The sequence below is a fragment of the Micromonospora sp. DT4 genome (genome assembly GCF_049841675.1).
Taxonomy (GTDB): Bacteria; Actinomycetota; Actinomycetes; order Mycobacteriales; family Micromonosporaceae; genus Micromonospora.
The window spans coordinates 36,847-48,243 of sequence record NZ_JBNCKT010000037.1; the positions used below are offsets into that span (position 1 = coordinate 36,847).

Annotated in this window: 10 protein-coding genes; 3 read left to right on the forward strand and 7 right to left on the reverse strand. The window is 74.0% G+C overall.

Going from position 1 to position 11,397, the window contains the following annotated elements:
* Window positions 1-455: 455 nt before the first annotated feature.
* Window positions 456-1,160, forward strand: a complete 705-nt coding sequence (locus ACLQ24_RS13530; protein WP_425891669.1) for a helix-turn-helix domain-containing protein — start codon at window positions 456-458, stop codon at window positions 1,158-1,160.
* A 24-nt stretch (window positions 1,161-1,184) separates the two neighbouring features.
* Here ACLQ24_RS13530 and ung read toward each other — a convergent pair whose 3' ends face one another.
* The 6 genes from ung to ACLQ24_RS13560 form a co-directional block, all read right to left on the reverse strand.
* Window positions 1,185-1,886 carry a uracil-DNA glycosylase gene (gene ung, locus ACLQ24_RS13535; protein ID WP_425891671.1) on the reverse strand — a complete coding sequence of 234 codons (702 nt, stop codon included), beginning with the start codon at window positions 1,884-1,886 and terminating at the stop codon, window positions 1,185-1,187.
* A 69-nt stretch (window positions 1,887-1,955) separates the two neighbouring features.
* On the reverse strand, window positions 1,956-2,480 hold the full coding sequence (gene tsaE, locus ACLQ24_RS13540; protein ID WP_425891673.1) for a tRNA (adenosine(37)-N6)-threonylcarbamoyltransferase complex ATPase subunit type 1 TsaE: 525 nt from the start codon (window positions 2,478-2,480) through the stop codon (window positions 1,956-1,958).
* Entirely contained in the window at window positions 2,477-3,580 is a 1,104-nt protein-coding gene (locus ACLQ24_RS13545; protein WP_425891675.1) for an alpha/beta fold hydrolase, read from the reverse strand. The genes tsaE and ACLQ24_RS13545 overlap by 4 nt, the downstream gene beginning before the upstream one ends.
* Window positions 3,580-4,698, reverse strand: coding sequence for an alanine racemase (alr, locus tag ACLQ24_RS13550; protein ID WP_425891677.1), 1,119 nt, complete (start codon window positions 4,696-4,698; stop codon window positions 3,580-3,582). The genes ACLQ24_RS13545 and alr overlap by 1 nt, the downstream gene beginning before the upstream one ends.
* An 80-nt stretch (window positions 4,699-4,778) precedes the next feature.
* Window positions 4,779-6,248, reverse strand: a complete 1,470-nt coding sequence (locus ACLQ24_RS13555; protein WP_425891679.1) for an NAD(P)H-hydrate dehydratase — start codon at window positions 6,246-6,248, stop codon at window positions 4,779-4,781.
* 55 nt (window positions 6,249-6,303) lie between these two features.
* The gene (locus ACLQ24_RS13560; protein ID WP_425891681.1) at window positions 6,304-6,672 is read right to left on the reverse strand and encodes a holo-ACP synthase; all 369 of its coding nucleotides are present in this window, start codon (window positions 6,670-6,672) and stop codon (window positions 6,304-6,306) included.
* Window positions 6,673-6,847: 175 nt separating this feature from the next.
* On the opposite strand from ACLQ24_RS13560, the gene ACLQ24_RS13565 reads away from it, so the two are divergent.
* Window positions 6,848-7,144: a hypothetical protein gene (locus tag ACLQ24_RS13565; protein ID WP_425891683.1), complete on the forward strand. Its 297-nt coding sequence runs from the start codon at window positions 6,848-6,850 to the stop codon at window positions 7,142-7,144.
* Window positions 7,141-8,802, forward strand: a complete 1,662-nt coding sequence (locus ACLQ24_RS13570) for an alpha/beta hydrolase (RefSeq protein WP_425891685.1) — start codon at window positions 7,141-7,143, stop codon at window positions 8,800-8,802. Before ACLQ24_RS13565 ends, ACLQ24_RS13570 begins: the two co-directional genes overlap by 4 nt.
* Before the next feature lie 87 nt (window positions 8,803-8,889).
* On the opposite strand, the gene glmS is transcribed toward ACLQ24_RS13570, so the two are convergent.
* A complete protein-coding gene (gene glmS / locus ACLQ24_RS13575) occupies window positions 8,890-10,803 on the reverse strand; it encodes a glutamine--fructose-6-phosphate transaminase (isomerizing) (RefSeq protein ID WP_425891687.1) in 1,914 nt (637 codons plus the stop codon).
* Window positions 10,804-11,397 lie beyond the last annotated feature (594 nt).

Below are 11,397 nucleotides of genomic sequence, written 5' to 3' on the forward strand. Positions count from 1 at the left end.
CGCCCCGCACCAGGCCTCGCCCCCGCCCACCACGCCTCGCCTCGCCCCGCTCCGCCCCGCCCCGCCCCGATTTGCCGGCGGACCGCAGCTTCGGGCTCGCCCGAATCGAGCAACACGGCCGGAGCGCACGGCCCAACCAACACGGCCCGACCAACACGGCCCAACCAACACGGCCGGAGCGCACGGCCCGACCAACACGGCCCAACCAACACGGCCGGAGCGCACGGCCGCAGCAGCACGGCCGCGAATTGATATCGGCGACGGCGACGGCGCCACCCTGATGAGCGTGATGCCTGTGAGTCATCTAGATGACTCACAGGCATCAGCGTCAGCAGCACTACCGCCGCCGTTCAGCGACGGGTCCCCGACCGAGCTGATCGCGTCTCGAATGGCGGCGAGTCGTCAATCCGCCGCAGAGCTATCGCGAACGTCCCGATCTGGGCCAGCATGCCGGGATGCCATCGACTCGCCTCGTCACCCTCCTCGGCACCGTGTTGCGGCAACAACGCCAGCAGCGCGAGCTGAGCCAGCGTCAGCTCGCCGGGCTCGCCGAGGTCAGCCAGGCGGCTGTGGCCAGGATCGAACGCGGCGAGCGTGCGCCGGGCATCCCGGTGCTGGAGCGGCTGTTCGCCGCGATGGACGTGCAGTTGGTGGTCGGGGTCGAGCCGCTGGATGCGCACCTCGACGCCCGCATCGACGAACTGGCCGCCCGGCCGATCGGCGAGCGCATCGACGAGCTGGGACTGGCTGACACGCTGGACCGACTCACCGACTTTCCGCAGGTGCTGACCGGCAGCACGGCGGCGCTGTTGCAGGGCGCGCCGGTGCCGGTCGACGCCGTCGAGATCGCCCTGCGTTGGCAGGACTCCAAGCGGTTCACCGCCTGGCTGGAGGCGAACTACGGCCAGCGGTGGAATGCCCGGTGGGGCGAGTTCGGCGGGGTGTGGTTGGAGCCGGAGGAGCCGGGCGAGCACCGCTGGTCGACCCGGTACGGCGAGATCAGGGCGACCATGTGCGACGAGCTGCCCGAGACGATCGAGGTGCGCCACGGCGGGCGGGACTACCGGGTGGTGCCGCTGGTCGAGTTGGAGCTGACCGAGCCACGGGCCGCCGACCTGCTGCGCCGCTACCGGGCCCGGCACCACGCCGCCGAGGGCTGACCCCGACGACGCGGGCGGCCGGGATCAGCCGGCGGTGCGCTCCCAGTCGATGGTGGGCCGGCCGGCGTCAGCGAGGGCCTTGTTGGCCGCGCTGAACGGGCGGCTGCCGAGGAAGCCGCGCGGGTTCATCGGGCTCGGGTGGCCGGCCTCCAGGACGACATGCCGCGGGTTGGTGACCAGGCCCGCCTTCTTGCGGGCGTAACCGCCCCAGAGCAGGAAGACCACCCGGTCCGGCAGAGCGTCGAGCGCCCGGATGGTGGCATCGGTGAACTCCTCCCAGCCCGAGTTGGCGTGCGAGCCGGGGGTGGCCTGACGCACGGTCAGCACCGCGTTGAGCAGCAGCACGCCCTGCGTGGCCCAGCCGTCGAGGTTGCCGCTGCGCGGCTTGGGCACGCCCGCGTCCTCGCCCAACTCCTTGAAGACGTTGCGCAGCGACGGAGGCACCGACACACCCTCGCGGACGCTGAAGCTCAACCCGTGCGCCTGCCCGGCCCGATGGTAGGGATCCTGACCGAGGATCAGCACCCGGGTGGCCTCCGGCGGACAGAGCCGGTACGCCGAGAAGAGATCCTCCAGCGGCGGGAAGACGGTCTGCGTCGCGTACTCCCGGGCGACGAACTCAGCCAGCGCGGCCGTGCGGGCCGGATCGAGGTGCGGGGTGAGCACGGCACGCCACTGCTCCGGCAGCAGCGCCAGCAGATCCAGGGCGGGGGCATCGTCGGGCATCAGAAACCTCTTCCAGCGCGGGTCGGTCCCCCGCACTCTAGGCACCAGGTCCGACAGCGCCGCGCCGACCTAACCCAGCTCGGTCAGCCGCCGGGCCCAGTCGCCGCCGACCGGATCCAGCTCAGTCAGCCGCCGGGCCCAGTCGCCGCCGACCGGATCCAGCTCGACGACCCGGGTGTCGTCATCGCGCCGGTCGATGCGGACCCGCAGGTGCGCGTCGACCAACTGCTCCACCAGGCCCTCGCCCCACTCCACCACGGTCACCGACTCTTCCACCGAGGCGTCCAGGTCCAGGTCGTCGATCTCGGCGCGCGGGTCGCTCGCGGCGCCCAGTCGGTACGCGTCGGCGTGTACCAGGGCCACCCGGCCGCCCCGGGCCGGATCGGGCCGGTGCACGCGGGCGATCACGAACGTCGGCGAGGTGACGTCCCCGAGAACGTGGAGCCCGGCGCCGACGCCCTGGGTGAGCGCGGTCTTGCCGGCGCCCAGCGGGCCCGTCAACAGCACCAGGTCGCCGGCCCGCAGCAGCCCGGCCAGCCGGCGGCCGAACTCCCGAGTGTCCTCGACGGTCGGCAGTTTGACGACGAAACTCACCGGTCCTCCATGCTCTCCAGTGATTCGAGGAACCGCTCCAGCGCGGCATTGACCTCGTCGGCGTGCTCCAACATCACCACGTGACCACTATCTTTGATCTTGACGAACTCGGCGTGCGGCAGCCGCCGGACGATCTCCTCGGAGTGGGTCACCGGCGTGATCATGTCCTTGTCGCCGACGACCACCAGCACCGGCGCGTTCGCCAACGCCGCCAGCGCCGGGAAGCGCGAGTGCGTGGCGAGGGTCCGCAGGTAGCGGGTCACCGTGTCGGCCGAGGTCCGGGAGTTCATGGTCTCCACGTAGGACACGAGCCGAGGGCTGGGCTTGCGGGTGCCGAAGCCGTACTTGCGGGTCAGCAGCCAGGCCACGTTCGACGTCGACTTGCGGGCCTTGTCGATCACCGGGCCGCCGTACCGCGTGGCGTTGCTGACCATGTACAGCACCGGGCCACCAACCCGGCCCAGCAGCGCCGGGGCCACGAGCTTGGTCTCCGCGACGAGCCCGCCCGACGTGGCCATCAGCACGGTGCCCACCACCCGGTCCCCGAACAACTCCGGGAACAGCTCGGCGAACGCCATGATGGTCATGCCGCCCATCGAGTGGCCGACCAGCACCAGTGGCCCCTCCGGGGCGACCCGGTCGATCACCTGACGCAGGGTCCGGCCGAGCACGGCCAGATCGTACTCGCCGGTCTCCAACCGGCCGGACCGGCCGTGACCGGGCTGGTCGTACGCCACGATCCGGTAGTCGCCGCGTGCGGCGAGCAGCTTGCGCTGGAAGTGGAAGGTGCCCATGTCCAGGCAGAAGCCGTGCACCAGCACCACCGTCGGGCGCCCCGGCACCGGGCGTGTCGGCTCGACCACCTCGACGTGGATATCGGTGCCGTCCGGCAGTTCCAGTCGGAACGCCTCGTCGTACCGCTGCTCGCCGAACGTCTCCTGCGCGTACCGGTCGGTCGGATCGGTCTTCAGCCGGCGGACCAGGGTGCGTTCGGTCGCGACGCCGGCGGCCAGACCGGCCGCCGCCACCCCGACCGCAGCGCCGACCAGGCCGGCGACGCGGCCGGCCGCGGTCCGCGGGCGCGGGATGCGGTACGCCATCAGGGGCGCTCACCGTCGTAGACGCGCGGCACCCGCGTGCCACCGAACCGGGTGACGATCTCGTAGTTGATCGTGCCGACCGCCTCGGCCCAGTCGTCGGCCGTCGGCTCGCCGTCGGCGCCGCTGCCGAACAGGGTCGCCACGTCGCCGTCGGCCACCCGGTCGTCGCCGCAGTCGAGCACGAACTGGTCCATGCAGACGCGTCCGGAGATCGTGCGCCGCGCGCCGGCGAGCTGCACCGGGCCGGTGTTGGACGCGTGCCGGGGCACACCGTCGGCGTACCCGAGCGGCACCACGGCGAGATTCGCATCGACCGACGTCGTGTACGTGTGCCCGTAGGAGACGCCGGTGCCGGCGGGTACCCGCTTGGTGAGCATCACCCGGGCCCGGGCGGTCATCGCCGGCCGCAGCCCGTACGTCTCGCCGGCCACCGGGGACAGTCCGTAGATGGCCAGCCCGGGGCGGACCAGGTCGAAGTGCGTGTCGGGGCGGGTCAGGGTGGCGGCCGAGTTGGCCAGGTGCCGCCAGCGGGGACGCAACCCGGCCCGTTCGACCATGGCCAGCCCCTCGTGGAAGACGGCGAGCTGTCGATCGGTGGTCGGGTGGCCGGGCATGTCGGCGTACACGAAGTGGCTCCACACGCCGACCACCTCGATCAGACCGTCGGCCTGGGCCTTCGCGGCGGCGTCGAGCAGGGCCGGCCAGTCGGCGACGGTGGCGCCGCCCCGGGACAGCCCAGTGTCGATCTTCAGGTGCAGCCGGGCGGGGCGTCCGGCGCGTTGACTCGCCGCGACCATCTCGTCGAGCTGTGAGAGGCTGGCGGCGGCGAGGTCCACCCCCGCGCCGACCCCCTCGTGCAGCGGCAGCCCGGGCGCGAGCAGCCACGCCAGCACCGGCGCGGTGATCCCGTTCCGGCGCAGCGTGAGCGCCTCGTCGAGGGTGCAGACGCCGAGCCAGTCGGCCCCCGCGTCCAGCGCCGCGCGGGCGGCCGGGAGCATGCCGTGGCCGTACCCGTCGGCCTTCACCACCGCCATCAGCTCGGCGGTCGTGCCGGCACGCAGTCGGCTCACGTTCTCGCGGATGGCGTCAAGATCGACACGTACCTCGGCCTGCCACATGCGCCCAGCCTACTTTCCAGCCTGATCACCGTGGGCGGTGACGCTCGGCCCGGCGCACCAACCGGATCGGGACGGGACGATCAGCCCAGCCTGGCGATGACCGGGCGCAGCGCGGTCACCACGTCGGGCGCAGTCACCGGGCCGCCGCGGGCAGCCTCCCGACCGGCCAGCCCGTGCAGGTACGCGGCCCCGGCGGCCGCCTGGTCCGCGGGCACCCCGGCCGCCAGCAGCGAGCCGAGCAGCCCGGCCAGCACGTCGCCGGTGCCGCCGGTGGCCAGCGCCGGGGTGCCGGTCGGGTTGACGTATGCCCGGCCGTCCGGCGTGCCGATCACCGTGCGGTCCCCCTTGAGCAGCACGACCGCGTTCATCCAGGCGGCCAGTCGCAGCGCGGACCCGACCCGGTCGGCGCCGGGCTCCTCCCCGCACAGCCGGGTGAACTCCCGGTCGTGCGGCGTGACGACGATCGGGGCGTCCCGGCCGCGCAGCCGGTCGGCGAGTGAGCCGTCCACCAGCAGGGTCAGCGCGTCCGCGTCGAGCACCACCGGCACCGAGGTCGCCAGGACGGCCCGCAACTCGGCCGCCGCGTCGTCGCCGGTGCCCAACCCCGAGCCGCACACCCACGCCTGCACCCGGCCGGCGTCGGCCGCCCGGGGCGTGGCGATCACCGAGGGGTGCTGGCGCAGCACCTCGGCACGAGCCCCACCGGCGTACCGGACCAGCCCGGTCGGCCCGGCGAGCGCCCCGCCGACGGAGAGCACCGCCGCGCCCGGGTAGGTCGCCGAACCGGTCGCCACCCCCACCACACCCCGGGTGTACTTCTCCGACGCGGCACCCAGCTCCGGCCACCACCCCACCAGGTCGGACCACTCGGTGACCCGCAGCGCGGGGGTGCCCCGCAGCCAGGGCCGCAGCCCGATGTCGACCAGCTCCACCTGTCCGGCCAGGGCGGCGGCCGGGCCGACCACCAGGGCGGGCTTGAGCGCGCCGAAGGCGACCGTCACGTCGGCGCGGACCGCGGTGGGCCGGCCGGACGCGGACAGTGGCACGTGCCCGGTGTCCACCGCCACCCCGCTCGGCACGTCCACGGCCAGGACGGTGGCCCGCTGGCTGTCGCGCCCGCGCAGGTCGTCCAGGCGCTGGGCGACCTCGTCCGCGTTCGCCCGCAACCCACCCGCGCCGCCGATACCGACGATGCCGTCGAGGACCAGGTCGACGGGACCGGCGGGGCGGTCGACCAACCGGCCACCAGCGGCCCGCAACGCGGCCAGCCCCGCGGCGTGCGCCCGTCCCGGGGTGAGCAGCAGGGCGGACACCTCGACGCCCCGGCGGGCCAGCCGCTCGCCGGCGTAGAGCGCGTCGCCGCCGTTGTCGCCGGAGCCGACGAGCAGCAGCACCCGACCGCCGTACACGCCGCCGCGCTCGGCGAGCAGCAGCGCGGCCCGTCGGGCCAGCCCGGCGGCGGCCCGCTGCATCAGCGTGCCCTCCGGCAGCGCGCCCATCAGCCCCGCCTCGGCCGCCCGTACGTCGGCCACCCGCCACACCGGTCTCATGTCACCGTGTCCCATCCGTTCCGCGGGTTGGCCAGCACGTCCCACCCGGCCGAGGTCACCGTTCCGCGACCACCATCGCCGACGCGATCCCGCCGTCGTGTGACAGCGAGAGGTGCCAGTGGTTGATCCCACGCTCGACGGCCACCGCCGCGACGGTCCCCGAGACGCTCAGCCAGGGCCGCCCGCCCTCGTCGGGCACGATCTCGCAGTCGTGCCACCGCAGGCCGACCGGAGCGCCGAGCGCCTTGGCGACGGCCTCCTTGGCGGCGAAGCGGGCGGCGAGCGACTCCGGCGAGCGCGGACCGCCGGAGCGGGTGGTCCGCTCCGCCGCGGTGAAGAGCCGGTCGGCGAGCAGCGGCGTCCGCGTCAAGGACCGGGTGAACCGGTCCACCAGGACGACGTCGAGGCCGACAGCGACGATCACCAGATCAGCCTACCGGCGGTCAGGGCGGCAGATTAGCCGTCGGGCCCGCCGTGGGCAACGCCTGTGGACACACCGGGGTACGACCGCAGCCGGTGCGTCCACAGGGCACTCCGGGGCCACCCGGCTCCGCCTAGCGTTCAGCGCGTCGATGCCGATCCAGCACGGGGGTGGGGTCATGACCGAGGAGCCGTTCGCCGTCCGGCCGCAGGAGTTGCGCGCTGTGGCCGGCGCGCTCGACGACGAGGCGTACCGGTTGGCGTGGGGTCTGGCGCGGGTCTCGGGGCTGCTGGTGCCGGCGCCGGGCTGGCGGTCGGCCGCGGCGCTGGCCGGGCTGGAGGCCGCCGGGCACGCCTGGTTCTGCCGGCTGGGCGCGGACGTGGCGGCGACCGCCGGCGGGGTCCGTGCGGCGGCCGAGGCGTACGAGACGGTGGACGACCGGGCCGCCGATCGCTTCACCACCGTGCCCCGGTGAGCGGGGTCGGCTACCGGCAGCTCTGGGCCGCCGATCCGGCGGCTTGGCGGGCGGCCGGCGCGGCCTGGGCCGGGTTGGCCGTGCCGGTCGACCGGTACGCCGGTGAGCTGTCCGGGGCCGCCGGGCGGCTGCGGGGTGGCTGGTCCGGCGCGGCGGCCACGGCGGCCGACGCCCGGCTAGCCGGTCTCCGCGACGAACTGACCTCGGTAGCGCCGGCGCTGATCGAGGCCGACCAGGCGCTGGCCGAGCTGGCCCGGCAGCTCAGCGTGGCGAAGGCCCAGCTCGCCGAGGCGGTCACCCGGGCCGAGGCGGCCGGCCTGGTGGTGGACCGAGCCGGTGGTGTGCGGGCCGCTCCGGCGAAACCCGCACCCGCCGTCCGGCCCGGCGAGTCACCGACGACCGGGGCGGGGACGGCAGGGGCGGCGGCCGCCGGCGTGGGGGCGGGAGCTGCGGCCGGAAGCGCGGTGGCGGGAGTGGGGGCGGCTCTGCGCGCGGCGCTCGATCGGGCCGACGCGGCGGACCGGGCGACCGCCGACCGGTTGGCCGAGCTGACCCGCGCCGCCGGCACCGGCTGGGCGTCCCCGCCACCACCCGGCCGGCCGGCTGCCGGTGCGTCGCCAGCGGTGGTGCGCGCCTGGTGGTCCGGGTTGACTCCGGCCCAGCGGCGGTGGCTGGTCGGGCACGAGGCCACGCTGGTCGGTGGTCTGGACGGGGTGCCGGTGGCGGCCCGCGACCAGGCCAACCGCCTGCTGCTCGGCGCGCGGCGCGAGGAGTTGCTGGCCGAGCGGCGGCGGTTGCTGGTCCGGGTGCCGCCGGGGCCGCTCGATTCGGTGCGGCTGCGTGCGGTGGCGGCGCGGTTGGCCGGCCTGGACGCGCTCACCGAGCGACTGGCCGGCGGGGCGCCGCGGGCGTACCTGCTGGGGCTGGATCCGACCGGTGAGGGGCGGGTGGTGGTGGCGCTCGACGACCCCGACCGCGCCGAGCGGGTGCTGACGTACGTGCCGGGAATGACCGCCGGGCTGAACGACGCCCCTGGCGAGCTGGGTCGGGCGGCCCGGGTCCTGGAGCGCTGCGCGGCGCTCGTGCCGGGTGAGCGCAGCGCGGCCGTGCTGTGGCTGGACTACGACGCACCGGACTTCCTGACCGAGGCCGCGTCGGCCGGCCAGGCCCGGGACGCCGGCCCGGCGCTGCACCGTTTCCAGGAGGGGCTGCGCGCCACCCACGAGGGCCCGCCAGCCCGGCAGACGGTGCTCGGGCACAGCTATGGGTCGCTGGTGGTGGGCATGGCCGCCCGGGAGCACGGTTTGGCGGCCGACGCGCTGATGTTCGTCGGCTCGCCCGGGGTGGGCGTGGCGCGCGCCGACGAGCTGGGCGTCCCGGCCGGGCAGGTATGGGCCAGCAGCGCCCCCGACGACGTGATCCGCCTGGCCCGGCCGGTGGACGAGCTGGTCCGCCCGGCCCTGCTCGGCGCCGCTCCGCTCGCCGCGGTGCTGGGCTGGCCGGATCGGACCGGCCACGAGCTGTGGTTCGGCCACGATCCGGCGGATGCCGGGTTCGGCGGCCGGGTGTTCCGCAGTGGGCGCGGCGGACACGCCGGCTACTGGGAGCCGGACAATCCGGCGCTGGACGGGATGGCCCGCGTCGTGCTGGGCCGGTGACGGCCCCGGTCACGGGACGGGGTGCGGACGACGGAGCCCCGGCCACCGCGGTTGCGGCGCGCCGGGGGCTCCGGTCGTGGGTGCCGTCTACTCGACGGTGACCGACTTGGCCAGGTTGCGGGGCTGGTCCACGTCGTGTCCCCGGGCTGCGGCGATCTCGGCGGCGAACACCTGTAGCGGCACCGTGGTGACGAGCGGGGCCAGCAGGGTGGGCGTACGCGGCACGTAGATCAGGTGGTCGGCGTACCGGACGACGGCCTCGTCGCCCTCCTCCGCGATCACGATGGTCCGCGCGCCACGCGCCCGGACCTCCTGGATGTTGGAGACGACCTTGTCGTGCAGCATGCCCCGGCCCACCGGGGAGGGCACCACACAGATCACCGGGGTGCCCTTGTCGATCAGGGCGATCGGGCCGTGCTTCAGCTCACCGGCGGCGAAGCCCTCGGCGTGCATGTACGCCAGCTCCTTGAGCTTCAGCGCGCCCTCGAGCGCCACCGGGTAGCCGACGTGCCGGCCGATGAACAGCACCGTCGGCTCCGACTTCAGCTCCCGGGCCAGCTCGCGGACCGGCTCGATGCGGTCCAGCAGCTCGCGCAGCTTGCCCGGCATCTCTTGGAGCTGGGCCACGACCGCGCCGACCTCGTCGGCGAACTTGATGCCGCGTACCTGGGCCAGGTGCAGGCCGATCAGGTAGCAGGCGACGACCTGGGTGAGGAATGCCTTGGTGGAGGCGACGGCGATCTCCGGCCCGCCGTGGGTGTAGAGCACGGCGTCGGACTCGCGGGGGATGGTCGAGCCGTTGGTGTTGCAGATCGCCAGCACCCGGGCCTTCTGCTCCTTGGCGTGGCGCAGGGCCATCAGGGTGTCCATCGTCTCGCCGGACTGCGAGATCACCACGATGAGCGTGGACCGGTCGAGCACCGGGTCGCGGTAGCGGAACTCGCTGGCCAGCTCCACCTCGCACGGAATCCGGGTCCAGTGCTCGATGGCGTACTTGGCGACCAGCCCGGCGTGGTAAGCGGTGCCGCAGGCGACGATGAAGATCTTGTCGACGTCGCGCAGATCCTGGTCGCTGAGGCGGACCTCGTCCAGGGCGATCTCGCCGCTCTCGGTGAGCCGGCCGAGCAGGGTGTCGGCGATGGCCTGGGGCTGCTCCTCGATTTCCTTGAGCATGAACCAGTCGTAACCGCCCTTCTCGGCGGCCGACGCGTCCCAGTCGATGTGGAAGTCCTTGCCGCTGGCGGGCTGACCGTCGAAGTCGGTGATCTCGATGCTGTCACCGGTGATCAGGACGATCTGGTCCTGACCCAGTTCCACCGCCTCGCGGGTGTGCTCGATGAACGCGGCCACGTCGCTGGCCAGGTAGTTTTCGCCGTCGCCCCGGCCGACGACCAGCGGCGAGTTGCGCCGGGCCCCGACCACCGCGCCGGGCACCGCGGCGTCGACCGCGAGCAGGGTGAACGCGCCCTCCAACCGCTGGCACACCACGCGCATGCCCGCGGCGAGCAGCTGCGGGCCGTCCGGCTGGCCGGCGGCGCGCAGGTCGGCCAGCGCGGCGGAGAGCAGGTGCGCGGCGCACTCGGTGTCGGTGTCGCTGGTGAATCGGACTCCGTCGGCCTCCAGCTCGGCGCGGAGCCTGGCGAAGTTCTCGATGATGCCGTTGTGGATCACCGCGACGCGGCCGTCGGGGGCGACGTGCGGGTGGGCGTTACGGTCGGTCGGCCCACCGTGGGTGGCCCACCGGGTGTGGCCGATGCCGGTGGTGCCGTCACCGATGCCGATCGGACTGGCCGCGCAGGAGGTCGGGTCGTCGGCGGCACGCTCGGAGAGCACCTTCTCCAGGTTGGCGAGCTTGCCGGCCTTCTTCTCGGTCAGCAGTTGGTCATCGCAGACGATGGCGACGCCCGCCGAGTCGTAGCCCCGGTATTCCAGCCGCCGCAGCCCGTCGAGCACGATGCCCAGCGCCGGGCGCGCGCCCGCGTATCCCACGATTCCACACATGGCCCGCAGCCTAACCCAGTTTCGCTCATCATGGGTGCTTGAAAGACGGCTAAACAAGCACCGGATTTGAGCGATCGGTGGTTGGCGGTCCGCAACGGGACGAGTGTCACGAGCCCGCCCACCGCGCCACCGGCACACCGGGGTTGCGGGACGGCCAGCGCGTACGACAGTCTTCCGGCGGGCTCGGCGCGCGCTGCCCTGGCTCGTCGACCCCTTACCCACTCCCGCCCGGAGCAGCCATGTCCGACGCGCCGCCGCCCGAGTCGTCTCCGACGCCACCAGCCGACCCGGCCGCGACGGGCCCCTGGCCACCACCCCCGCCGCCGGAGCACCCCACGGTCGGCCATCCGCAGCCGGGCTACCCACCGCCGAGCTACGGCCAGAGCAGGGTCATGGTGGAGGCCAGGTGGTCCGCGACGGTGATAGACCGATCGACTGCGCCGTCACGGTCACCGGCGCCGGACAGCCCGTGACGAACAGAGTCCAGGGAACCTGGGCCACCAGCTGTGAGCCCGAGTAAGAGACTGTCGGGTAACTGGACGGCTACGCAGTGAGAAGTCGTTCGGCGTTGATGCGTCGGGCGGCTTCGCGCTC

Bases quoted from the DNA above. Each gene is read 5' to 3' on its own strand.
- ACLQ24_RS13530 (WP_425891669.1), top strand. From the start codon at position 456: ATGCCATCGACTCGCCTCGTCACCCTCCTCGGCACCGTGTTGCGGCAA.
- ung (WP_425891671.1), bottom strand. From the start codon at position 1,886: ATGCCCGACGATGCCCCCGCCCTGGATCTGCTGGCGCTGCTGCCGGAG.
- ACLQ24_RS13545 (WP_425891675.1), bottom strand. From the start codon at position 3,580: ATGGCGTACCGCATCCCGCGCCCGCGGACCGCGGCCGGCCGCGTCGCC.
- alr (WP_425891677.1), bottom strand. From the start codon at position 4,698: ATGTGGCAGGCCGAGGTACGTGTCGATCTTGACGCCATCCGCGAGAAC.
- ACLQ24_RS13555 (WP_425891679.1), bottom strand. From the start codon at position 6,248: ATGAGACCGGTGTGGCGGGTGGCCGACGTACGGGCGGCCGAGGCGGGG.
- ACLQ24_RS13565 (WP_425891683.1), top strand. From the start codon at position 6,848: ATGACCGAGGAGCCGTTCGCCGTCCGGCCGCAGGAGTTGCGCGCTGTG.
- glmS (WP_425891687.1), bottom strand. From the start codon at position 10,803: ATGTGTGGAATCGTGGGATACGCGGGCGCGCGCCCGGCGCTGGGCATC.